Genomic DNA, 23,740 nt, shown 5'->3' on the forward strand with positions numbered 1-23,740 from the left:
CGCAGTCGGTACTCAAGTAGAGCCCCGGCTGCGCCGATAACCCGTTAGACCCGTGCCGAACCCCTCAACCCACGCGGATGGGCAGGCATTCCAGGAGACTTCCCCTATGTACGGTTCCAATCGGCAGTTCGCCGAGCAGTACCGAAAAGTCGGCGTGACCACCTCGGTCGTCGATGCCGATCCACACAAGTTGGTAGCGCTGCTGCTGGCCGGTGCCTGCGAGCGCATCCGCACCGCTGAAGCCTCTTTGCAGCAGAATGACCAGGCGCGCAAGGGCAAGGCCATCGGCGAAGCCTGCGCCATCGTCGGCCACCTCAACGGCTCGCTCGATCACGAAGCCGGCGGCGAGATTGCCGGCAATCTGTCGGCACTGTACGACTTCGTCATCATGCGCCTGACTGAGGGCAACCTGCACAACGATCCGACCGCACTGAAGGAAGCCCTTGGCTTGATGGTGGAGATCGATTCGGCCTGGAACGCGATTCCGGCAGACCAGCGCCAGGTCACCAAAGCGGTGGCGCCATGAACCTTCAAACTATGCACGACGCCCTTGATACGCTGGAAACCAGCCTCCAGGGCGAGGACCACGACACCAGCGAACGCCTGATGGCCGAGCACCTGGAAGCCGTGGCTGCCCTGTCGCTGGTTGTCGAGCGCCCCAGTGATGCCGCCATCCTCGCGTTGCGCGACCACCAGCAACGCGTACTGGCGCGCATGATCTCCCTCCGCGATGAAGCCGCAGCTCACCTGAAGCACACCGGCCGCTCCCTGCGCGCGGCGCATGCCTACCTGCAGGCAGAATCACTCGCATGACCCAACTGCCGACCACGTCGCTGCACCACCCCGCCGAAAGCGAGCTGTTCGACGAAACGCTCAGCTGCGAGCTGGCCTTGCCAGCCGAGTTCCAGGCCGGCAGCGCCGCCGGCCGTACCAGCAGTGCCGAAGGACTGCTGCGCAGCCTGGCGCTGGTTGAGGACAGCCGGGTCGACGAACACGAAGAACGCAGTGAAGCCAGCCTGCAGCTGCAGCGGCTGGAGGCCAAGCTGGACTTGGCGATGGTGCTGCTTGGCCGCCTGGTACGCCAGCAGGGGCAGGAATTGACCCTGCGTCCGGTGCGTTGGTCACGCCGCGGCATCCGACTGCAACTGGGTCCGCGCAGCGGCGCCAGTCCCGGCCAGGCCGGGGTGGTACGCCTGCAGCCCAGCGACTGGCTGCCCGACCACATCGATCTGCCGGTGGAAGTGATTGCCGAAGCCGCCGATGGTGGCGGTGGTCACTACCTCTGGCTGCGCTTCCAGCGCCTCGGTGACGGCCTGGAAATGGCGATGGAACGGCATCTGTTCCGCCTGCATCGTCGCCAGGTGGCCGAAGCGCGTCGCGCACGCTGAAAGCTGTCACCATGAAGCAGTACCGGCGGCCCTTGGCGTGCCCGTTCAGCTAAGTTAAGGTGGACTCCCCTCACGGACCTCCAACGTGCCTGTGCGAGTTCTCATCGTCGACGATCACACCCTTGTCCGCGCCGGCCTGGCGCGGCTGTTGCAGGGGTTTGCCGACGTGCAGCTGGTTGCTGAGGCCAGCAATGCCGAGCAGGCGTTGCAGCTGGCCCTGCAGCACTCCCCTGACGTGGTCCTGATGGACCTTTCGCTACCCGGCCGCACCGGCCTGGAAGCCCTCAGCGACATCCGCCTGCGCGCCCCCGGCACCCGGGTGGTGATGATGACCATGCACGACGATGCGGCGCACGTACGCGATGCACTCGATCGCGGTGCGGTCGGGTTCCTGGTCAAGGATGCCGCACCGCAGGAGCTTGAACTGGCGCTGCGTGCCGCGCACGCCGGCCAGGTGTTCCTGAGCCCGCAGATCTCCGCCAAGATGCTGGCACCGATGCTCGGTCGCGAGAAACCCACCGGCATCGCCGCACTGTCGCCGCGCCAGCGCGAGATCCTGCGCCGCATCGGCAAGGGCGAGAGCAACAAGGAAATCGCCGCTGACCTCGGCATCAGCGTCAAAACGGTGGAAACCCACCGCGCACGCATGATGGAGTCGCTGGGCTGCCGCCGCGCCAACGACCTGCTGCTGCTCGCCGCGCGCCACCAGCACGAGCTGGAATGATCGCGAGCCTCGGCGGCGCGAAACGATGGCTGGGTAGAGTGGGCAATTGGTAGAGTCGACTGTTAGTCGACTTTCGCGCGGAGCGCGGGCCTTTTCCTTGGTCTGATCGGAGAGCAGTCGACTAACAGTCGACTCTACCGGCAATCGTCTCTATCGACAGCCGACGCAGCCAACCCACACCCAGCCCCTTCACTGACGACGACTTCCCGTCACCCCGACAATCCCTGACAGGATTCCGTACGCGCAGGTTGGCCGCCACTCTTCGTTACCCACGACGAATCAACAACTTGGCGACATTCATCGTCAACATTCCGCGCCAATGTAGGGAATACCCCTACATACTGTCAGGACATTCACGAAGGCCCTCAGGAACCCCCTGATTCCGCCCCCGCCGGATCAAAAGCAAGATGCGTTCCACAAGGCGCCGGGGAGCGGTGCCGGGGAACCACGATGAAGGCTGCACTCTCGACCCAGCTGGGCCAACAACTTCACCTCACACCGCAGTTGCTGCAGTCGATCCGGCTGCTGCAGCTCGACGGCCTGCACCTGGAGCAGGAAATCCAGCGGCTTCTGGATTCCAACCCGCTGCTGGAAATCGAAGAAGCTGAAGCCCCCACTGCCGAATCCACCGATGCCGGCGCCACCACCCTGGAAACGGCTGCCTTCGACGAGCTGCCCGAATCCTCGATGTGGGATGTGGCCGGCAGCAGCTGGCAGGATGGCGACGATGACCGCATGGCACGCATCGCGGCAGGCGAATCCAGCGACCCGCAGCTGCGGGTGCTGCAGAGGCTGTCGCTGGACATGGACGACCGTGAGCTCGCGGTAGCTGCGTTCTGGTTGGACCATTGCGACGAGGCCGGCTACCTGCAGGCGCCGCTGGCCCAGCTGCAGCTGCTGGCCAGCGCCCAGTTCGACATCGCCGCCGACGGCGTGGAAACCATTCGCCAGCAGCTGCTGCACGGCGAGCCGGCCGGCATGGCCGCACAGGACCTGCGCGAAGGCCTGCAGGCACAGCTGCGCAGCCTGCACGGCGTGGTACCTGCACGCCACCTGGCAGCACGCATTCTCGAGGGCGCGCTTGATGCACTGGCTGCGCACGACTATCCCGCCCTCGCCCGCCAGCACGACGCAGAAATCGACGACGTGCGCGAAGCGGTGCGCCTGATCCTGTCGCTGCAGCCGCGCCCAGGCGACAGCCTGCTGCCGGAGCGCAACGCCGTGGTGGTGCCGGACGTCGTCGCCTGGCACGCCGATGGCCAGTGGAAAGTCGCGCTGAACCCGGCCACCAGCCGCCGCGTCTCGATCAACAGCCAGTACGAGCAGGCCCTGGCCGAGACCAGCGATGCCGCCCCGGCGCTGCGCGAAATGCTGCAGGAGGCGCGCTGGTTCAGCCGCGGCCTGTCGATGCGCTATGACACCCTGCTGCGCACCGCACGGGTGATCGTCGAACGCCAGGCCGCATTCCTGGTGCGTGGCGAGGAAGCCATGGCACCGCTGACCCTGAAGGAAGTGGCCGAAGAGATCGGCATGCACGAGTCCACGGTCTCGCGCATCACCACCGGCAAGTTCCTGCAGACCCCGCGCGGTACCTTCGAACTGAAGCACTTCTTCGCCGTGCGCCTTGAGGGCGCCAGCGTCTCCGGCCAGGCCGTGAAGGCCATGGTCCGCCGTCTGATCGACGCCGAACCGGCCGGCCGGCCGCTGGCCGACGAGGCCATCGCCGGCCTGCTGTCACGCCAGGGGGTCAACATTGCCCGCCGAACCGTCGCAAAATACCGAGAACAACTGGATATCGCCCCGGCCCGTGAACGGCGCCGGCTCAGCGCCAGGCAACCGCAGCTGGCCCGGGTGGGCTGAAAAGGATGTTGGACATGAACAAGCTCACGGTCCTGCTGGTCGATGACCACGAGGGCTTCATCAACGCGGCGATGCGCCATTTCCGCAAGATCGACTGGCTGCAGATCGTCGGCAGTGCCGGCAACGGCCTGGAAGCGATCGAGCGTTCGGAAACACTGCGCCCGCAGGTGGTGTTGATGGATCTGGCAATGCCGGAGATGGGCGGCCTGCAGGCCACCCGCCTGATCAAGTCGCAGGACGATGCCCCGTACATCGTGATCGCCAGCCACTTCGACGACGTCGAGCACCGCGAACACGCGCTGCGCGCCGGCGCCGACAACTTCGTCAGCAAGCTGTCCTACATCCAGGAAGTCATGCCGATCCTGGAAGGCCTCAGGGAGGATCAGTCGTGAGCGAATCGCGCATCCTGGTGCTGGACAACGACGCCGTGCGCGCAGAGCGCACCGTTGCCCTGCTCGAATTCATGGACTTCAACCCGCGCTGGGTCTCCGACGCGGCCGACTTCGACCTGGGCCGCCAGCGCCAGAACGACTGGATGGCAGTGATCGTCGGCAGCCTGGACGACAGCGCCGCCAGCACCGCGCTGTACAACTGGCTCGGCGGCAGCAGCCTGCCACCGCCGGTGCTGCTGGCCGATGGCGAAGCCACCGCGTTCGCGCAGCAGCACGGCTTGCATGAAGCCAACATCTGGCCGCTGGAAACCCCGCTGCGGCATACGCAGATGGAAGCCCTGCTGCGTCGCGCCAGCCTCAAGCGCCTGGATGCCGAGCACCAGGCCGGTGCCGTGCAGGAACAGGGCCCGACCGGCCATGGCCCGGCGGTTACCGAACTGCGCACCATGATCGAACAGGTAGCCGCCTTCGACACCACCGTGCTGGTGCTGGGCGAGTCGGGTACCGGCAAGGAAGTTGTATCGCGCTCGATCCACCAGCGCTCGCCGCGCCGCGATGGCCCGTTCGTGGCGATCAACTGCGGTGCCATTCCACCGGACCTGCTGGAAAGCGAGCTGTTCGGTCACGAAAAGGGCGCCTTCACCGGTGCACTGACCGCGCGCAAGGGCCGTTTCGAAATGGCCGAGGGCGGCACCCTGCTGCTCGACGAAATCGGCGACATGAGCCTGCCGATGCAGGTCAAGCTGCTGCGCGTGCTGCAGGAGCGCAGCTTCGAGCGCGTGGGTGGCAACCAGACCATCCGCTGCAATGTGCGGGTGATCGCTGCGACCCACCGCGACCTGGAAACCCGTATCGCCGAAGGCAAGTTCCGCGAGGATCTGTTCTACCGCCTCAACGTGTTCCCGATCGATGTGCCAGCCCTGCGCGAACGCCGCGAAGACCTGCCGGCGCTGGTGGAGACCATCGCCACGCAGCTGGCCCGCACCGGCCGCGGCGAAGTGCGCTTTACCGCCGAAGCGCTGCAGGCACTGGCCGGCTACGAGTGGCCGGGCAACGTGCGTGAGCTGACCAACCTGGTCGAGCGCCTCGCCGTGCTGCATCCGGGTGGCTCGGTACGCGTGCAGGATCTGCCGGCGCGCTACCGTGGCGATGCCGTCCTGGCAGCAGCGGCCGCACCGGCACCGGCGCAGCCCATCGCCAGCGAAGAACGCCTGGACCTGCGCAGCTTCTCGTTCCACACCCCGGGCAGTGGCAACCAACCGGCGCTGGAGCACGGCATCGCCGTCAATCGCCCGGCTGCACCGGTCGCACTGCCCGACGAGGGCATGGACCTGCGCAACCACATGGCCAACATCGAACTGGGCCTGATCAACGAAGCACTGGAACGCACCCAGGGCGTGGTCGCCCACGCCGCCCAGCTGCTCGGCCTGCGCCGCACCACCCTGGTGGAAAAGCTGCGCAAGTACGGCATCGAGCGTGAACAGGCCGAACTGGCCAGCTGAAGCGCGTCACCAGCATGAAGGGGGCACGAACGCCTGGGCTTGCCCGGGCGTTCGTGTTTCCAGTACTCGGGGTCGGATCCCTTTCCACAGGAAAGGGATCCGACCCCACTGCATTTGCACGTTTTCCTAAAGACAGCAGGGCCGCAGTGCGGTGCATTGCAAGGACATCCCAAGGAGGTCCTGCCATGCATCGCCTCACCCTGCTCGCCGCCCTGCTCTGCCCGGCCTTGGCCACCGCCGCCAACTGCAGCCTGCCCACCACGCTGGACCAGCGCCAGTTCACCAACCTCAGCGACCCGCTTTACGCACCGGACAACCCCAATGCCGGACGCATGGTGCAGGTCAGCTTTGCCGGCAGCCAGTACGTGCTGGACATCCTCGGCACCGACCTCCGCATCGGCGGCAGCTACCACTACCAGCGCCTGACCCTGCACACCGCGGAAATACAGATGACCGAAGCCCACCCGGCCGGCCCCACCCACTACACCCTGCTGCTGACCTGCCTGAGCGACCACCAGGGCCGTTTCATCTACACCCAGCACGACGGCCCTATCGCACCGCGCCAGCGTCAGAATTCCGGCCGTTGGACCCTGCAGCCCTAGGCCAGAAAACCGACGCCGGTTAAATGGCGCCGCCATTGGGGTCAGAGCCCGTTGCGTCGCAACGGGATCCGACTCCGTGCCGAACGTGTCGACCAAGGTCGACACCCACCCAGGGCATCCATGGCCGTCCGACAGATCGCGGGAAACTGTCGAAGGCGGGGTGGGTCCGGTTGCGGGGGTGTCCGCGGCATGGATGCCGCGGCCAAGCCCCAGGGACGGGTTTACGGCGTCCCCCGCAACCGGACCCACCCCGCCACCCCACGGATAGCCCGCCGTTGACGTTGCCGTTCACGTTGACGTTGATTCGGCGGGTGCAGGGCGCAGCCCTGCCAGAACACCCACACCCTCACTTCTCTGAATCGAAAACCGGTTTCGGCACGGCACTTGCACCTGCTCCAGCAGACAACCCCATCCCCTGTTTCTGGAACCGTTGCAGATGTCCCACTCCGTCACGTCGATCCTTTCGCAGATCCGCTCCTATCAGACCCAGATGGGACAGCCGGCGCTCAACCCGCTGGGCGAAACGCCGCGCAGCAACGCCCTGCCGGGCACGGTGCTGGATGCACCGCAGGCCCAGCCGGCCAGCTTCACCGAAACCCTGCGTGGTGCGATTGCCGGCGTCAACGACGCGCAACAGAAATCCGGCGCCCTCGCCAAAGCCTTCGAAATGGGCGACCCCAGCGCCGACCTCGCCAAGGTCATGGTCGCCTCGCAGCAGTCCCAGATCGCCTTCCGCGCCACCGTGGAAGTCCGCAACCGTCTCGTCCAGGCCTACCAGGACGTGATGAACATGCCGCTGTAAGGATAGAACCGCATGGCCCTGTCGCTCTCCAAGGAATCCCTGAACGCCGAAAAGGCGGGCCAGTGGTTCGATCGGCTGCAAAGCCTGCAGATCACCCGTCGGCTCGGACTGATGGCGATGATCGCCGTGGCCGTAGCCGCCGGGCTGTTCGTGTTCTTCTGGTCGCAGAAGCCCGGCATGGTCCCGCTGTATACCGGCCTGGACCAGAAGGCCACCGCTGAAGCGACCGACCTGCTGCGTGCCGCCCAGATTCCGTTCCAGCTGGACCCGGCCACCGGTGGCATCACCGTGCCGGAAAAGAACCTGCACGACGCCCGTCTGAAACTGGCCGGCTCCGGCCTGACCGACAGCGGCAAACTCGGCTTCGAGCTGATGGAACGCGACCCGGGCTTCGGCGTCAGCCAGTTCGTGGAAAGCGCGCGCTACCAGCATGCGCTGGAGACCGAGCTGTCGCGCACCATCAACACGCTGCGCCCGGTGCGCGATTCGCGCGTGCACCTGGCCATTCCCAAGCCCAGCGCCTTCACCCGCCAGCGCGACGTCGCCAGCGCCTCGGTGACGCTGGAACTGCGCGGTGGCCAGCAGCTGGAACGCAGCCAGGTCGACGCCATCGTGCACATGGTCGCAGCCAGCATCCCGGACCTGGCACCGGAACGCGTGACCGTGGTCGACCAGAGCGGCCGCATGCTCAGCGTCAGCGACCCGAACAGCGAGGCCGCAGTCAACGCCGCCCAGTTCGAGCAGGTGCGCCGCCAGGAAACCTCGTTCAACCAGCGCATCCGCGAACTGCTGGAGCCGATGACCGGCCCTGGCCGTGTCAACCCGGAAGTCAGCGTGGACATGGACTTCTCGGTGACCGAGGAGGCGCGCGAACTGTACAACGGCGAGCCGCAGAAGCTGCGCAGCGAGCAGATGAGCGAGAACAGCACCACCACGCCGGGTCCGCAGGGCGTGCCGGGCGCCACCAGCAACAGCCCCCCGGGCCAGGCCGCTGCGCCGGCAACCGCACAGACCCCGACCGAAAGCAGCAAGAACGCGACCCGCAACTACGAGCTGGACCGCACCCTGCAGCACACCCGCCAGCCGGCCGGCCGCATCAAGCGCGTGTCGGTGGCGGTGCTGGTGGACAACGTGCCGCGCGCCGGTGCCAACGGCAAGGTCGCACCGCAGCCGCTGTCGGCGGCCGAGCTGACCCGCGTCGAAGCCCTGGTCAAGCAGGCGGTCGGCTTCAATGCCGAGCGCGGCGACACCGTGTCGGTGATGAACGCCCCGTTCGTGCGGGATACCACGCCGGTGGAAGGTCCCGCCTGGTGGGAGCTGCCGTGGGTGCACGATGCCGGCCGCATGCTGCTGGGTGCCGTCGTGGTGCTGGCGCTGCTGTTCGGCGTGCTGCGCCCGGCGTTGCGCGCGATCACCGGCCAAAAGAAGAACGACGAGCAGGCACTGGAGCCGCATACCGCGGACGTGCAGCTGGTGGATGACGATGGCATGCCGCTGCCGGCGTTGGGCGCCGACCGCGCGAGCCTGGGCGGGCCGGATGCGCTGGCCCTGCCGGTGGATTCATATGAGGAACGACTGCGGATGGCGCGTGAAGCCGTGAAGACCGACTCCAAGCGCGTGGCCCAGGTGGTCAAGGGCTGGGTGGCCAATGACTGAGGCACAATTGACCGGCGTACAGCGCGCGGCCGTGCTGCTGCTGTCCCTGGGTGAGCTGGATGCAGCCGAAGTGCTGCGCCACATGGAACCCAAGGAAGTGCAGAAGATCGGCATCGCCATGGCCACCATGACCGACATCACCCGCGAGCAGGTGGAACGGGTGATGGACCAGTTCGGCCAGGAGCTGGGCTCGAAGACCTCGCTGGGCGTGGGCTCGGACGACTACATCCGCAACATGCTGGTGCAGGCGCTGGGCAGCGAAAAGGCCGGCAACCTGATCGATCGCATCCTGCTCGGCCGCAACACCACCGGCCTGGACGCGCTGAAGTGGATGGACCCGCGCGCGGTGGCCGATCTGGTGCGCAACGAGCACCCGCAGATCATCGCCATCGTCATGGCCCATCTGGAAACCGACCAGGCTGCTGACGCGCTGAAGCTGCTGCCCGACCGCACCCGCGTGGACGTGCTGCTGCGCATCGCCACCCTCGACGGCATCCCGCCGAACGCACTCAATGAGCTCAACGAGATCATGGAGCGCCAGTTCGCCGGCAACCAGAACCTGAAGTCGTCCAACATCGGCGGCGTGCAGTGCGCGGCCAACATCCTCAACTTCATGGACAGCGGCCAGGACCAGGCCATCCTGGGCGAGATCGCCCGCATCGACGCGCCGCTGAGCAACCGCATCCAGGACCTGATGTTCGTGTTCGACGACCTGGTCGACCTGGACGACCGCGAAATGCAGCTGGTGCTGCGCGAAGTGAGCGGCGAGCGCCTGGGCCTGGCCCTGCGTGGCGCCGATATCAAGGTGCGCGACAAGATCACCCGCAACATGTCGCAGCGTGCGGCCGAGATCCTGCTGGAAGACATGGAAGCACGCGGTCCGGTGCGCCTGTCCGACGTGGAAGGCGCGCAGCGCGAGATCCTGGCCATCGTCAAGCGCATGGCCGATGAAGGCACGGTCACCATCGGCGGCAGTGCGGAGGCCATGCTGTGAGCAACGTCGTGCGCTGGCTTGCCCCGGACCTGCTGGCCCCGCCCGAACCGGCGCTGGACCAGGAGGACGCGTTCGAACTCACCGAGCCGGATCCGGAGCACGAGCCGGAACCGCCGCTGCACCTGCCCACCCTGGAAGAAATCCAGGCGATCCAGGACAGTGCCGAGAAGGAAGGCTTCCAGCACGGCCATGCCGATGGCTACGGCCAGGGCCAAGCCGAGGTGCGTCGCCTCGCCGCGCAGATCGAGGGCATCCTCGACAACTTCAGCCGCCCGTTGGTGCGACTGGAAAACGAAGTGGTCGGTGCGCTGGGCGAGCTGGCGGTACGCATCGCCGGCGCGCTGGTCGGCCGTGCCTACGAGACCGATCCGGCACTGTTGGCGCAACTCGTTGGTGAGGCCATCGACGCGGTCGGTGGCAGCACCCGCGAAGTGGAAGTGCGCCTGCACCCGGACGACATCACCGCGCTCGCTCCCCTCCTGAACCTGTCGTCGCAGCAGCGCCTGGTACCCGATACCAGCCTCAGCCGTGGCGACCTGCGCGTGCATGCCGAAGCGGTGCGCATCGACGGCACCCTCGAAGCCCGCCTGCGCGGTGCGCTGGACGCTGTGATCCGCCAGACCGGAGCAGGTGCATGACGCCCGAAGCGCAACCGAACCCGCCGCCGGCCGATTGGGCCGTGGCCCGCAACCTGCGCCTGGCCCGTCGCCTGGACGGCCTGCGCGTGGACACCGGGCACGGGCGTGGCCTGATCCGCGAGGGCGTGCTGCGCCGCGCAGTCGGCCTGACCCTGGAAGCGGTCGGCTGCGAGGCCCCGCTCGGCGCCAGCTGCAAGGTGGAAGTGGTCGACGGTGGCTGGGTCGATGCCGAAGTGGTCGGCTTCGCCGGCGAGCGCACCTACCTGATGCCCAGCGCCGAACTGCATGGCCTGCTGCCCAACGCACGGGTGGTGCCGTCGGCTCGGCGTGGCGGCGTGGAAGTGGGCGAAGGCCTGCTCGGCCGCGTCATCGACAGCGATGGCGTGCCGCTGGACGGCAAGGGCCCGATCCGCGCCGAAGGCCATGTCGGCATGGCCGGCGTGTCGATCAATCCGCTGGCGCGCGAACCGATCACCCAACCGCTGGACGTGGGCGTGCGCGCGATCAACGCGCTGTTGCCAATCGGCCGAGGCCAGCGTGTCGGCCTGTTCGCCGGCTCCGGCGTCGGCAAGTCGACCCTGCTGGGCATGATGACCCGATACACCGCCGCCGACGTGATCGTGGTCGGCCTGATCGGTGAACGTGGCCGCGAAGTACGCGATTTCGTCGAAACCACCCTGGGCGAAGAAGGCCTGCGCCGCGCCGTGGTGGTCGCCAGCCCGGCTGACCGGCCGCCGTTGGCGCGCCTGCATGGTGCCTACCGCGCCACCGCCATCGCCGAGTGGTTCCGCGACCAGGGCCTGAATGTACTGCTGCTGATGGATTCGCTGACCCGCTTCGCGCAGGCGCAGCGCGAGATCGGCCTGTCGGTCGGTGAACCGCCGACCACCCGCGGCTATCCGCCGTCGGTGTTCGCCAAGCTGCCGGCGCTGGTCGAGCGCGCCGGCAACGGTGCCAAGGGCCGTGGCTCGATCACCGCGTTCTACACCGTGCTGACCGAAGGCGATGATCCGCAGGATCCAATCGCCGATGCGGCGCGCGCCATTCTTGACGGCCACATCCTGCTGTCCCGTCGCGTGGCAGACAGTGGCCTGTACCCGGCCATTGACGTCGAATCGTCGGTCAGCCGCGTGGTCACGGAAATCGCCGACGAGCCGTGGCGCCTGCGCATCCGGAAGTTGAAGCGACTGGTCTCGGCCTATTCGGCCAATCGTGACCTGATCGCCATCGGTGCCTACCAGCGCGGCAACGACGCGGCCACCGACGAAGCCCTGGAACGCTGGCCGGAAATCATGGAATTCCTCGGCCAGGACGTTGCCAAGGCCGCAGATCTCCCGCACAGCCAGGCGGCGCTGCAGCGCCTGGTGGAACAAGAGAGTTAAGCCATGAACCAGTCCAAGCGCATCGACCCCCTGCTCAAGCGGGCACAGGAACACGAGGATGCCGTCGCTCGCGACCTGGCCGAACGCCAGACCGTGCTCGACACGCATCTGTCGCGACTGGATGAACTGCGCCGCTATGCCGAAGAGTATGCGAACGCGCAGATGGCGGCGACCAGCCCGGCACAGCTGCTGAACCGTCGCGCCTTCCTCGATCGCCTGGACAGCGCGGTCGAACAGCAGCAGGCAACGGTCAATGGCAACCGCGAGAAGGTGGAAGCCGAGCGCGCCCGGTTGATCCTGGCCAGCCGGGACAAGGCCGTGCTGGAACAGCTGGCGGCCAGCTACCGCGCGCAGGAGAAGGTCGTGACCGACCGCCGCGACCAGCGCGAGATGGACGACATCGGCGCACGCCGTGCACGCCTGGTGCAGGCCGAGGACCAGGAAGACGGTGAGCAGGGAGGTCGCACGTGATGCCCGCACCGCTCGCCAGCAGCGCCAACGCGCAGGCACAGAACACCGGCAATGGCAGCACGCGCGCGCCGCGCAATGACAGCGGCAAGGGCTTCGGCCAGCTGTTGCAGGATGGGACGTCGGGCCCGGACACGTCCACGGCCGCCCGTACCTCATCGCCATCGTCGACCACGCCCATGCCGTCTGCGACCTCTGATGGCAACGGGCGGACACCCGCTGAACACAAGCCGGGCAGCGACGCTGCAACCGAAGACGCCACGGCATCGGCACCCGCAGGGACAACCGCTGCAGGCGCCGAAAAGGGCAAAGCAGCCGCGACCGAGGATGCGCCGTGGCCACCCCTTGGCCTGGCCGGGCTGGTGCTGGCGGTGCCGACGCTGGCCGATCCGGCTGGAGTGCTGCCAACAACGGCCACGCCTGTGCTCGCCGACGATGCTGGTGCCCTGCCCGCCGCTGCCGGCGCAGCGTTGCCGGCGGCTGCGGCGACGGCACCCACGGCCATCGCCACTGGATCGCCCGACGGCAAGCCTCTGGCGGCCAGCGCCGACGACGCCACCACTCTGCCGTTGCCGGAGATGATCCTGCCGGCGGGCAAGCGCGGCGACCGAGGCGAAGGCAGCGACGTGGCCGCCATCGGTGACCGTACCCCTGCCCCCCTGCTGCATGCACCGGCAACTGCAGCCGTGCAGGATCTGAAGGCCGCGCTGGCCACCGGCAACGCCATCTTCAACGGCGAACCGACGCCGAAGCCGGTGCTCGGTGACGATGGCTTCGACCAGGCCATCGGCGCCCGCCTGGGCTGGTTGGCCGACCAGAAGATCGGCCACGCCCACATCCGCCTGAGCCCGGATGACATGGGCCCGGTCGACGTGCGTCTGCAGTTGAACGGCGACAAGGTGCACGCCAGCTTCAGCAGCCCGCACGTGGATGTGCGCCAGGCGCTGGAAAGCAGCCTGCCGCGCCTGCGTGAACTGCTGGGCGAGCAGGGTTTCCAGCTGGCCCACGCCGATGTTGGTCATCAGGCCCCCGGCGGTGACGGCAATGCGTCGGGCCAGGCCGGAAGCGGTGGCATGGCGGGTGACGGAGAACCGTCGCCGGGCGACGCCAGCGTGTCGTCCGCCCAGTTGATCCGCCAGCGCGGGCTGCTGGACGCGTACGCCTGACAGGCGTGCCAACCAAGGTTTGCCCCACCAGAGCGGGCCGGTCAGCACCCACCAGAACACCGAGGCAATAGAGCCGCACCTGCCAGTATCGCGTTGGTGGGTGCGGAGCTTGCTCCGCACGGCCCCACCGGCACCCCGACGGAATTCCGTCGCCCCCTCTGCCCCAGCTACGGCACGCCCCTTGCATATCCCGGTGAAGCAACCCTCAGGAGCTTCACCCCGTGGCCGCAGCCGCTGACAAAACCAAGAAGACCGCCGAGAAGGACAAGGCCGCCAAGCCGCGTAGTCCGATCCTGATCACCGCACTGGTGGCCGTACTGGCCGCCGCTGCCGCCGGTGGCGGCGTGTGGTTCTTCACCCAGTCCAAGCACGAAGACAAGGCCGCACCGGCGCCGAAGAAGGCCGCTGCTCCGGCACCGGCGCAGTACTTCGCATTGGATCCGGCCTTCGTGGTCAATCTCAACGGCCCGGTCGACGGCCCGCGCTACCTGCAGCTGGAAGTGCAGCTGATGACCCGCGACCCGGCCGCGCTGGAAGCGATCAAGACCCACGCCCCTGCCATCCGCGCGCGCCTGCTGATGCTGTTCTCGCAGGTCAGCCCGGACCAGATCGCTGATATCGCCGGCAAGCAGAAGCTGCAGGCCGCCTCGCTGGCCGAAGTGCAGAAAGTGCTCAAGGCCGAGACCGGCAGCAACGGTGCCGACGATCTGCTGTTCACCAGCTTCGTGACCCAGTAAGGGCCCCCCGATGAATGATCTGCTGTCCCAGGACGAGATCGATGCCCTGCTCCACGGCGTGGACAGTGGCGCGGTCGAGACCGATGCGGAACCGCCTTCGGGCGAAGCACGTTCCTACGACTTCGCAAGCCAGGACCGGATCATCCGCGGTCGCATGCCGACCCTGGAAATGGTCCACGAGCGCTTCGCGCGCCTGTGGCGGATCGGCCTGTTCAACCTGATCCGTCGTTCGGCCGAACTGTCGGTGCGCGGCATCGAACTGATCAAGTTCAACGACTACATGCACTCGCTGTATGTGCCGACCAACCTGAACCTGATCCGCTTCAAGCCGCTGCGTGGCACCGGCCTGATCGTGTTCGAGCCGACCCTGGTGTTCGCCATCGTCGACAACTTCTTCGGCGGCGACGGGCGCTACCCGACCCGTATCGAAGGCCGCGAGTTCACCGCCACCGAAATGCGGGTGATCCACCTGCTGCTGAAGCAGACCTTCGCCGACCTGCGCGAGGCCTGGGCACCGGTGATGGATGTCGAGTTCGAATACATCAACTCGGAGATCAACCCGCACTTCGCCAACATCGTGACGCCGCGAGAGTACGTGGTGGTGTGCCGCCTGCATGTCGAGCTCGACGGCGGTGGCGGCGACATCCACGTGACCCTGCCGTATTCGATGCTGGAGCCGATCCGCGAGCTGCTCGACGCCGGCATCCAGAGTGACCGCAACGACCGCGACGAGAGCTGGGGCCAGACCCTGCGCGAGCAGCTCAACATCGCCGAGGTGACCCTGTCCAGCGTACTGGCCAGCAAGCGCATGACCCTGCGCGACCTGACCCGCCTGAAGGTCGGCGACATCCTGCCGATCGAGCTGAGCCCGCAGGTGCCGTTGTGCGTGGAGAACATCCCCGTGTTCACCGGCGAGTTCGGCGTCGCCAACGGCATGAACGCCGTGAAGATCACCGCTACCCATCCGCCCGGCACCCGTCCGCGCGTACCCGTCATCCAGGAAGACCCGCAATGAACGATATCGACGCCCTCGAACCGACCCCGGCCCAGTTCAGCAGCCTGCAGGCCGATGAAGCGAACGGTCCGGACCTGAACCTGGACGTGATCCTCGACGTGCCGGTGACCCTGTCGCTGGAAGTCGGTCGTGCCCGCCTGCCGATCCGCAATCTGCTGCAGCTCAACCAAGGCTCGGTGGTGGAACTTGAACGCGGCGCCGGCGAGTCACTGGACGTGTTCGTCAACGGCACCCTGATCGCCCACGGCGAGGTGGTGGTGATCAACGACCGCTTCGGCGTGCGCCTGACCGACGTGGTCAGCCCGAGCGAGCGGATCCGGAGACTGCGTTGAGCCTGCTGGCCTCCACCCTGTTGGCGGTCGGCAAGACCGCCGCACCGATCGGCCCGCAGGTCGGCCAGCACGCGGCCGCCGCACCGAGCCTGTTCGGTGCGGTGCTGGCGCTGCTGGCGGTACTGGCCCTGGTCATCGGCCTGGGCTGGCTGCTCAAGCGCCTGCCCGGCAGCGGCTTCCGCCCGGCCGAAGGCATGAAGCTGGTGGCCAGCCTCAGTGTCGGCGCCAAGGAGCGCGTGGTGGTGGTGGAGGTCAATGGCCAGCAGCTGCTGCTGGGCGTTACCGCCGGCGGCATCAACACCCTGCACACCCTGCCCGAACCGCTGCCACCGCCGGCACCGGTGCGCGTGCCGGACTTCAAGAACCTGCCGAATTTCGCCCAGCTGCTGCAGCAGCGGCTGCGCAAGGATCCCTGACATGCGTGTCACCCGTACCCGTCTTGCCACCCTGATGCCGTGGCTGCTGTTGCTCGCCCTGTGCCTGTTGCCGGCGCTGGCGTTCGCCGCACCTGGCGCGCCGACCACCCCGCTGCCCGACATCAACGTCGGCAAGATCGGCGGTGCACCGGTCAGCCTGCCGCTGCAGACCCTGCTGCTGATGACCGCGATCACCCTGATCCCGTCGATGCTGCTGGTACTGACCTCGTTCACCCGCATCATCATCGTGCTGGGCCTGCTGCGCCAGGCACTGGGCACCGGACAGACGCCGTCCAACCAGGTGCTGCTGGGCCTGGCCCTGTTCCTCACCGCGATGATCATGCTGCCAACCTGGGACAAGGCCTGGAGCACCGGCATGGCGCCCTACCTCAATGGCGAGATCGACTTCCAGACCGCCTGGACGCTGACCACCTCGCCGCTGCGCGCCTTCATGCTGGCGCAGATCCGCGAGACCGACCTGATGACCTTCGCCGGCATCGCCGGGCATGGCACCTACGCCAGCCCCGATGCGATCCCGTTCCCGGTGCTGGTCGCATCGTTCGTTACCAGTGAACTGAAGACCGCCTTCGAGATCGGCTTCCTGATCTTCATCCCGTTCGTGATCATCGATCTGGTCGTGGCCAGCGTGCTGATGTCGATGGGCATGATGATGCTGTCGCCGATGCTGGTGTCGGCACCGTTCAAGATCCTGTTGTTCGTGCTGGTGGATGGCTGGGTGCTGACCGTGGGTACGCTGGCGGCGAGCTTCAATCCGGCCTGACCGGGATGCAGTCGAGCATGGCTCGACTCTACATAAGCGTTGCCGGGCATGGCCCGGCGCTACCGATGGAAATACGATGTCTCCCGAACTTGCCTTGACCGAACTGCGTGGCGGCCTGATCACCGTGTTGTGGGTGGCCGGCCCGCTGCTGCTCACCGTGCTGGTGGTGGGCGTGGTGGTGGGCGTGGTGCAGGCTGCGACCCAGCTCAACGAACCGACCATCGCCTTCGTCGCCAAGGCAGCCGCGCTGACCGCAGTGCTGTTCGCACTGGGCAGCCTGCTGATCGGCCACCTGGTCGAATTCACCACGCTGCTGTTCCAGCGCATCCCGCACCTGATCGGCTAGGACACGCGCTTCGATGGACGCCGCCACCCAGATGGCCGCCGATGGGCTGAACGCCTTCGGCATGATCGGCACCGTGCTGTGGACCATGCTGCGCATCGGCGCGGTCGCCATGGCCATGCCGATGGTCGGCACCCGCGCCGTCCCGGCCCGGGTGCGCGTGGTGCTGGCCGGCACCCTGGCCATCGCATTGGCACCGTTGCTGCCGCCGGTACCGGACTGGACCGGTTTCGATGCCGCCACGGTACTGACCATCGCCCGCGAGCTGGCCATCGGCGTATCCATCGGCTTCCTGCTGCGGCTGGTGTTCGAGGCCGGCGCGATGGCCGGCGAACTGATTGCCCAGGGCACCGGCCTGGCCTTCGCACAGATGAGTGATCCGCTGCGTGGCGGCACCTCAGGCGTGATCGGGCAGTGGTTCTATCTGCTGTTCGGCCTGCTGTTCTTCACCGCCAATGGCCATCTGGCGCTGATCTCGCTGGTGGTGGACAGCTACCGGGCACTGCCGATCGGTGCGCCACTGCCCGATCCGCATGCCTTCTTCAGCATCGCGCCGACCTTCCTGCTGACCGTGCTGCGCGGTGCGCTGACTTTGGCGATCCCGCTGACCGTGGCAATGCTGGCGGTGAACCTGGCGTTCGGCGTGCTGGCGCGCGCCGCGCCGGCGCTGAACCCGATCCAGCTCGGCCTGCCGGTCTCACTGCTGCTGGGCCTGTTCCTGCTGGCCCTGCTGGCAGGCGAGATGGGCCCGCCGGTACAGCGCCTGTTCGACGCCGCCTTCCAGGCTGCGGACGCGGTCACACACTGACCCGATCATCACGTTTTACTGCTTGCCCTTCCCCCGGGTCTGCGCGTTAGAGTGAATGCGCGGCAACCGGGGGGATGCCGCACGTGGCCGGCGCCCTGCGTCGGCCGGCCTCATGCATGCCCCACCGTAGTTTCCGTCGACAGGCAGGTCCGGGAGACTGACGAATGCTGGTAGGCACGTACAACCCGTGGCTGGTAGTGATCTCGCTGCTGGTCGCCGTGATGGCCTCATACACCGCGCTGGCGATGGCCGGGCGCACGGTTACCGCACCCGGCAAGGGCGCGGCCTGGTGGTGGCGCATCGGTGGCGGCTTCGCCATGGGCCTGGGTATCTGGTCGATGCACTTCATCGGCATGCTTGCCTTCGACCTGCCCATTCCGCTCGGCTACGACCTGCCGATCACCCTGCTTTCCCTTGCACTGGCCATCGCTTCGTCGGTGTTCGCGCTGTGGCTGGTCTCGTTGCGCACGCTGCCGCACCCGCGGCTGGCCGGTGGCGCCCTGCTGATGGGCACCGGTATCGCCGGCATGCATTACGTTGGCATGGCCGCAATGCGCATGCAGCCGGGCATCGACTACGACCCGCGCTGGCTGCTGTTTTCGCTGATGGTGGCAGTCGCTGCTTCGTGGACGGCCCTGTATGTGGCGTTCCGCCTGCGTGCGCAGCGCACCCGTGTCGGCGACCGGCTGGCAGCGGCGGGCCTGCTCGGGCTGGCCATCGTCGGCATGCACTACACCGGCATGGCCGCCGCACGCTTTCCGGAAGGCAGCATCTGCGGCGCAGCCGTCGGCGATGGACTACAGAGCGAATGGCTGGCGATGCTGGTGGTGATGCTCACCGTGGCGATCCTGGCCGTGGTGCTGGTGGTGTCCTGGCTGGACCAGCGGGTGGAGGCGCAGCTGCTGCGCCTGCGCAATTCCCTGTTGAGCACCTCGCTGACCGACGCGCAGCAGGAACTGACCCAGGCCGCACTGCACGACCCACTCACCCGCCTGCCCAACCGCCTGCTGCTGCAGCGTCGCATCGTCCAGGCACTGGCCGAGGCCGAACAGGGCGGCAGCCGTTTCGCTGTGATGTTCATGGACCTGGATGGCTTCAAGCAGGTCAACGATGCCTATGGCCACCAGGCCGGTGATGCACTGCTGGTGGCGGTGGCCGAACGCACGCGCCAACTGCTTCGGCCCAACGACATGCTGGCCCGTCTGGGCGGCGACGAGTTCGTATTGGTGGTGCGCATCGAGCACGACGAGGATCTTCCGACCCTGGCCCGGCGCATCCTGCAGGCGGTCGGCAGCGGGCCCCTGCTGCCGGACAACGAACTGCAGGTGACCGCCAGCATCGGCGTGGCGATCTGCCCGGACCACGCCGCCAGCGAGCGGCAACTGATGGCCTTCGCCGATGCCGCGATGTACCAGGCCAAGGAATCGGGGCGCAACGCCTTCGTGCTGTTCGCCGACTGGATGAACGACAGCGCCGAGCAACAGTTCAGATTGCTTGCCGACCTGCGCCGGGCAATCGGCAGCGAACAGCTGTTCCTCAATTACCAACCCAAGATCCGCGTGGCCACACAGAAAGTGGCCGGCGCCGAGGCACTGATCCGTTGGCGGCACTCGGAACATGGCCTGATCCCGCCGGATCGGTTCATCCGCCTGGCCGAGCGCAGCGGCGCGATCAATGAAATCGGCCGCTGGGCGCTGGACCAGGCCTGCCAGCAGTTGCGCCGCTGGCACGACGCCGGCCATGAAGGCTGGTCGATGTCGGTGAACCTGTCGCCGGTGCAGTTCAGCTCACCGCACCTGCTGCATGACGTGCGCGACGTCCTTGAGCGCTACAGCATCACCCCACGCTACCTGGTGCTGGAGATCACCGAGAGCACCGTGATGCGCGATACCGATACCAGCCTGCGCCTGCTGCAGGCGCTGTCGGCACTGGGCGTGGGCATCTCCATCGATGACTTCGGCACCGGCTATTCCAGCCTGCTGTACCTGAAGCGGCTGCCAGCCACCGAGATCAAGATCGACCACGCCTTCGTGCGCGATCTGGAGCACAGCGCCGAGGATGTGGTGATCGTCTCGGCGATCGTGGCGCTGGGCCATGCGCTGGACATGGACATCGTGGCCGAAGGCGTGGAAACCGCCGCCCAGCGCGCCTACCTGGAACGGCTGGGCTGCGATTACCTGCAGGGCTACCTGCTCGGTCGCCCGGTCGATGCCGCCCGCTTCATGCAACTGCACGACCTGCCCCGGCCTCGTGTGGAACTGGCACAGAGCCCGCCGCCCAGCGGCAACGCGCCCCTGTAGCCGAGCCCGCGCCCGGCTCCCCCCCCGGGCATGACCCGGCGCTGCCGGTGCCTGCTCTGGTAGGTGCCAACCTTGGTTGGCGCATGAACCCGTCACGGCATGGTTCTTGCACGCACCCCGGCATCTCCTGCCGCAGTGCCCGTGATGTCCGAAGACGAATCCGCCGGCGAAAAGACCGAACAACCCACCGAAAAACGCCTGCGCGATGCCCGTGAACAGGGTAACCTGCCGCGCTCGCGCGAACTCGGCACCGCCGCCGTGTTCGGCGCCGGCGTACTGGCGGTGATGGCGATGAGCGGCTCGATCGGCCGTGGCGCCAGCGCCTGGATGAAGCATGCGCTCAGCCCCGAACAGAGCCTGCGGCAGAACCCGAAGGAACTGTTCGGCCACTTCGGCGACCTGCTGCTGCAGTTCATGCTGGTGATCGCGCCGCTGGTGCTGGTCTGCCTGCTGGCCAGCTTCGTCGCGCCACTGGTGATGGGTGGCCTGCGCTGGTCGCAGAAGGCGATGCTGCCGGACATCAACCGCATGAACCCGATGAGCGGGCTCAAGCGCCTGTACGGCCCGGAGGCCATCGCCGAGTTCACCAAGTCGCTGTTGCGCGTGGCTTTTGTCGGGGTCGCCGCTGGGCTGGTGGTATGGACCGGCTTCGACACCCTGCGCGGTCTGATCCACCACCCACTGGAGACCGCCATCACCGACGGCCTCGGCTTCACCCTGCGCCTGCTGCTGGCTACCGCCGGCGCCATGCTGGTGCTGGCGGCCATCGACGCCCCGTACCAGCGCTGGAACTGGATGCGCAAGTTGAAGATGACCCGCGAAGAGCTGCGCCGCGAAATGAAGGAAAGCGAGGGCAGCCCGGAGGTGAAGGGCCGCATCCGCCAGCTGCAGCAGCAGATGGCCAACCGCCGGATGATGGAGGCGGTCCCCACTGCTGACGTGGTGGTGGTCAACCCCACCCACTATGCGGTGGCCCTGAAGTACGAGGGCGGCGCCATGAACGCCCCCAAAGTGGTCGCCCTGGGCGTCGACGAGACCGCCCTGCGCATCCGTGAAGTGGCCGATGGCAACAAGGTCGCCATCGTCTCGGCGCCGCCTTTGGCACGCGCCTTGTATCGGGAAGGCCAACTCGGAAAGGAAATCCCCGTGAGACTGTATTCGGCCGTGGCCCAGGTCCTGTCCTACGTCTACCAGCTGCGCGCCTGGCGCACTGGCCCGATGCCGGACAGCCCGCACATCCAGGTGGATGAATTCGGCAAGGGAGGCCGCCCGTGAGCGCCCAGCCCTCCCCCGGCTTCAACACCCGCCGCGCCCTGGAGATGATCCGCCAGGGCCTTGGCGCGCCACTGATCGTGCTGGCACTGCTGGCCATGGTCGTGGTGCCGCTGGCCGCACCGGTGCTCGATGCGCTGTTCACCTTCAACATCGCCATCTCGCTGATGGTGCTGCTGGCGGTGGTCTATGTGAAGCGCCCGCTGGACTTCACCATCTTCCCGATCGTGCTGCTGGTCACCACCATGCTGCGGCTGGCCCTGAACGTGGCCTCCACCCGCGTGATCCTGCTCAACGGCCAGAACGGCCACGACGCGGCCGGCAAGGTCATTGCCGCCTTCGGCGAGTTCGTGATCGGTGGCAACTACGCAGTCGGCATCGTGGTGTTCGCGATCCTGACCATCATCAACTTCGTGGTCATCACCAAGGGTGCCGGCCGCGTCTCGGAAGTTACCGCGCGCTTCATCCTCGACGCCATGCCCGGCAAGCAGATGGCGATCGACGCCGACCTCAACGCCGGTTTGCTGACGCGTGAAGAAGCCAAACTGCGCCGCGAGGAAGTGCGCGAGGAAGCCGACTTCTACGGTGCGATGGACGGTGCCAGCAAGTTCATCCGTGGTGATGCCATCGCCGGCATCCTGATCCTGTTCATCAACATGCTGGGCGGCCTGGCCGTGGGCGTGCTGCAGCATGGCATGCCTTTCGGCGATGCCGCTGCCACCTATACCCTGCTGTCAATCGGCGACGGCCTGGTGGCGCAGCTGCCGGCCCTGCTGGTCTCCAGTGCGGTGGCGATGCTGGTCACCCGTGCTTCGCGCTCGCAGGACATGGCCCAGGCGATGAGCGGCCAGGTGTTCGGCCAGTACCGCGCGCTTGCGATCACCGCCGGCATCCTCGGTGTGGTCGGCCTGGTGCCGGGCATGCCCAACGTCGCTTTCCTGACGCTGGCCGCGATCCTGGGTTTCATCGCATGGAAGCTGTACCGCAAGAGCAAGCTGCCGGCTGCCGATGCCTCCGCCGGCAACAGTGACGCCGCCGCACTCACTGCGCTGGGCCGTCCGGCCGCACCCGCGCCCACCGCCGAACTGAGCTGGGACGAGCTGCGCCCGGTCGATCCGCTGGGCCTGGAGGTCGGCTACCGCCTGATCCCGCTGGTGGACAGCAACCAGGGCGGCGAACTGATGGCGCGGATCAAGGGCGTGCGCCGCAAGCTGACCCAGGATGTCGGCTTCCTGATTCCGTCGGTGCACATCCGCGACAACCTGGAACTGCCGGCCAATGGCTACCGCGTGCTGGTGCACGGCGTGCCGGTGGCCACCGCCGAGATCCATCCGGACCGCGAGCTGGCACTGGACCCGGGCAGCGCGCTCGGTGCGCTGGAAGGTATCGCCGGCAAGGACCCCGCCTTCGGCCTGGACGCGACCTGGATCCAGCCGCACCAGCGCGCCCAGGCCGAGACGCTCGGCTACACCGTGGTCGATCCGGCCACCGTGGTCGCTACCCACCTCTCGCACCTGATCCGCGAACACGCGCCGGAACTGCTCGGCCACGAAGAAGTGCAGCACCTGCTGGCCAACCTGGCCAAGAGTGCGCCCAAGCTCGTCGAAGATCTGACGCCGAAGGCACTGCCGCTGTCGGCGGTGGTACGGGTGCTGCAGAACCTGCTGGTCGAGCGCATTCCGATCCGCCAGCTGCGCAAGATCGCCGAAGCGCTGGTCGAACACGCGCCCAGCAGCCAGGACCCGGCCGTGCTGACTGCCGCCGTGCGCACCGCACTGGGCCGCTTCATCGTGCAGGAGATCGCCGGAATGTCGGCCGAGCTGCCGGTGTTCACGCTCAACCCACAATTGGAACGTGTCTTGCAGGAGTCCACGCAGGGCAACGGCGCCGCGCTGGAACCCGGACTCGCTGAGCGACTGCACCAGAGCCTGGCCGAATGTGTCAGCAAGCAGGAAGCCCGCAACGAGCCCGCGGTCGTGCTGGTACCCGGCCCGGTGCGCGCCGCGCTGGCCCGCCTGGTCCGCCACAGCGTTCCGTCGCTGTCGGTCCTGGCCTACAGCGAGGTGCCGGAGGACAAGCGCCTGAAGCTGGTCGGAACGATCAGCTGACGCCGCCCTCCGATGCGCCAGAAAACAGACACCACTTTCGAACCAACGCAACAG

At 67.3% G+C, this 23,740-nt stretch carries 25 protein-coding genes; all 25 read left to right on the forward strand.

What is annotated here, in order from left to right; genetic code table 11:
- The first annotated feature begins 106 nt into the window (after positions 1–106).
- The 25 genes from fliS (at position 107) to flhA (ending at position 23,686) form a co-directional block, all read left to right on the forward strand.
- Positions 107–526 (forward strand): flagellar export chaperone FliS, encoded by a 420-nt coding sequence (gene fliS / locus AC13GA_RS18875; protein ID WP_049398118.1) that lies wholly within the window; start codon positions 107–109, stop codon positions 524–526.
- Positions 523–813 carry a hypothetical protein gene (locus AC13GA_RS18880; RefSeq protein WP_125429337.1) on the forward strand — a complete coding sequence of 97 codons (291 nt, stop codon included), beginning with the start codon at positions 523–525 and terminating at the stop codon, positions 811–813. The genes fliS and AC13GA_RS18880 overlap by 4 nt, the downstream gene beginning before the upstream one ends.
- Positions 810–1,388 (forward strand): PilZ domain-containing protein, encoded by a 579-nt coding sequence (locus AC13GA_RS18885; RefSeq protein WP_006365893.1) that lies wholly within the window; start codon positions 810–812, stop codon positions 1,386–1,388. The genes AC13GA_RS18880 and AC13GA_RS18885 overlap by 4 nt, the downstream gene beginning before the upstream one ends.
- A 91-nt stretch (positions 1,389–1,479) precedes the next feature.
- Positions 1,480–2,112 carry a response regulator gene (locus AC13GA_RS18890; protein WP_426355753.1) on the forward strand — a complete coding sequence of 211 codons (633 nt, stop codon included), beginning with the start codon at positions 1,480–1,482 and terminating at the stop codon, positions 2,110–2,112.
- A 450-nt stretch (positions 2,113–2,562) separates the two neighbouring features.
- Positions 2,563–3,972, forward strand: coding sequence for an RNA polymerase factor sigma-54 (gene rpoN, locus AC13GA_RS18895; protein ID WP_482998757.1), 1,410 nt, complete (start codon positions 2,563–2,565; stop codon positions 3,970–3,972).
- A 14-nt stretch (positions 3,973–3,986) separates the two neighbouring features.
- Positions 3,987–4,364 carry a response regulator gene (locus tag AC13GA_RS18900; protein WP_012510975.1) on the forward strand — a complete coding sequence of 126 codons (378 nt, stop codon included), beginning with the start codon at positions 3,987–3,989 and terminating at the stop codon, positions 4,362–4,364.
- Positions 4,361–5,866: a sigma-54 dependent transcriptional regulator gene (locus AC13GA_RS18905; RefSeq protein WP_253079816.1), complete on the forward strand. Its 1,506-nt coding sequence runs from the start codon at positions 4,361–4,363 to the stop codon at positions 5,864–5,866. The genes AC13GA_RS18900 and AC13GA_RS18905 overlap by 4 nt, the downstream gene beginning before the upstream one ends.
- A 185-nt stretch (positions 5,867–6,051) precedes the next feature.
- The gene (locus AC13GA_RS18910; protein WP_426353524.1) at positions 6,052–6,468 is read left to right on the forward strand and encodes a hypothetical protein; all 417 of its coding nucleotides are present in this window, start codon (positions 6,052–6,054) and stop codon (positions 6,466–6,468) included.
- A 436-nt stretch (positions 6,469–6,904) separates the two neighbouring features.
- Positions 6,905–7,270: a flagellar hook-basal body complex protein FliE gene (gene fliE / locus AC13GA_RS18915; protein ID WP_005409552.1), complete on the forward strand. Its 366-nt coding sequence runs from the start codon at positions 6,905–6,907 to the stop codon at positions 7,268–7,270.
- A 12-nt stretch (positions 7,271–7,282) separates the two neighbouring features.
- A complete protein-coding gene (gene fliF, locus AC13GA_RS18920) occupies positions 7,283–8,926 on the forward strand; it encodes a flagellar basal-body MS-ring/collar protein FliF (RefSeq protein WP_046988606.1) in 1,644 nt (547 codons plus the stop codon).
- Between the two features lie 7 nt (positions 8,927–8,933).
- Entirely contained in the window at positions 8,934–9,920 is a 987-nt protein-coding gene (gene fliG, locus AC13GA_RS18925) for a flagellar motor switch protein FliG (RefSeq protein ID WP_024958226.1), read from the forward strand.
- Positions 9,917–10,558 carry a FliH/SctL family protein gene (locus tag AC13GA_RS18930; RefSeq protein ID WP_046988605.1) on the forward strand — a complete coding sequence of 214 codons (642 nt, stop codon included), beginning with the start codon at positions 9,917–9,919 and terminating at the stop codon, positions 10,556–10,558. The genes fliG and AC13GA_RS18930 overlap by 4 nt, the downstream gene beginning before the upstream one ends.
- Complete coding sequence (locus tag AC13GA_RS18935; RefSeq protein WP_046988604.1) at positions 10,555–11,940, forward strand: FliI/YscN family ATPase; 1,386 nt, start codon at positions 10,555–10,557, stop codon at positions 11,938–11,940. The genes AC13GA_RS18930 and AC13GA_RS18935 overlap by 4 nt, the downstream gene beginning before the upstream one ends.
- 3 nt (positions 11,941–11,943) lie before the next feature.
- The gene (gene fliJ / locus AC13GA_RS18940) at positions 11,944–12,411 is read left to right on the forward strand and encodes a flagellar export protein FliJ (protein WP_046988603.1); all 468 of its coding nucleotides are present in this window, start codon (positions 11,944–11,946) and stop codon (positions 12,409–12,411) included.
- The gene (locus tag AC13GA_RS18945) at positions 12,411–13,574 is read left to right on the forward strand and encodes a flagellar hook-length control protein FliK (protein ID WP_482998758.1); all 1,164 of its coding nucleotides are present in this window, start codon (positions 12,411–12,413) and stop codon (positions 13,572–13,574) included. The genes fliJ and AC13GA_RS18945 overlap by 1 nt, the downstream gene beginning before the upstream one ends.
- 221 nt (positions 13,575–13,795) lie before the next feature.
- Complete coding sequence (locus tag AC13GA_RS18950; RefSeq protein ID WP_253079554.1) at positions 13,796–14,311, forward strand: flagellar basal body-associated FliL family protein; 516 nt, start codon at positions 13,796–13,798, stop codon at positions 14,309–14,311.
- 10 nt (positions 14,312–14,321) lie between these two features.
- On the forward strand, positions 14,322–15,326 hold the full coding sequence (fliM, locus tag AC13GA_RS18955) for a flagellar motor switch protein FliM (protein ID WP_046982598.1): 1,005 nt from the start codon (positions 14,322–14,324) through the stop codon (positions 15,324–15,326).
- Complete coding sequence (gene fliN, locus AC13GA_RS18960) at positions 15,323–15,658, forward strand: flagellar motor switch protein FliN (RefSeq protein ID WP_005409543.1); 336 nt, start codon at positions 15,323–15,325, stop codon at positions 15,656–15,658. Before fliM ends, fliN begins: the two co-directional genes overlap by 4 nt.
- Entirely contained in the window at positions 15,655–16,074 is a 420-nt protein-coding gene (fliO, locus tag AC13GA_RS18965) for a flagellar biosynthetic protein FliO (RefSeq protein ID WP_008266130.1), read from the forward strand. Before fliN ends, fliO begins: the two co-directional genes overlap by 4 nt.
- A gap of 1 nt (position 16,075) precedes the next feature.
- Positions 16,076–16,855 carry a flagellar type III secretion system pore protein FliP gene (fliP, locus tag AC13GA_RS18970; RefSeq protein ID WP_134958130.1) on the forward strand — a complete coding sequence of 260 codons (780 nt, stop codon included), beginning with the start codon at positions 16,076–16,078 and terminating at the stop codon, positions 16,853–16,855.
- Between the two features lie 76 nt (positions 16,856–16,931).
- Positions 16,932–17,201: a flagellar biosynthetic protein FliQ gene (locus AC13GA_RS18975; RefSeq protein ID WP_005413254.1), complete on the forward strand. Its 270-nt coding sequence runs from the start codon at positions 16,932–16,934 to the stop codon at positions 17,199–17,201.
- A 13-nt stretch (positions 17,202–17,214) separates the two neighbouring features.
- Positions 17,215–18,006: a flagellar biosynthetic protein FliR gene (gene fliR, locus AC13GA_RS18980; protein ID WP_046982596.1), complete on the forward strand. Its 792-nt coding sequence runs from the start codon at positions 17,215–17,217 to the stop codon at positions 18,004–18,006.
- Positions 18,007–18,170: 164 nt separating this feature from the next.
- Entirely contained in the window at positions 18,171–20,306 is a 2,136-nt protein-coding gene (locus AC13GA_RS18985) for a putative bifunctional diguanylate cyclase/phosphodiesterase (protein ID WP_482998759.1), read from the forward strand.
- Positions 20,307–20,450: 144 nt separating this feature from the next.
- Positions 20,451–21,581 carry a flagellar biosynthesis protein FlhB gene (gene flhB, locus AC13GA_RS18990; protein ID WP_136639685.1) on the forward strand — a complete coding sequence of 377 codons (1,131 nt, stop codon included), beginning with the start codon at positions 20,451–20,453 and terminating at the stop codon, positions 21,579–21,581.
- Between the two features lie 44 nt (positions 21,582–21,625).
- Entirely contained in the window at positions 21,626–23,686 is a 2,061-nt protein-coding gene (gene flhA, locus AC13GA_RS18995) for a flagellar biosynthesis protein FlhA (protein ID WP_211195219.1), read from the forward strand.
- Positions 23,687–23,740: the final 54 nt, after the last annotated feature.

The organism is Stenotrophomonas sp. 22DLJC03 (assembly GCF_056861405.1).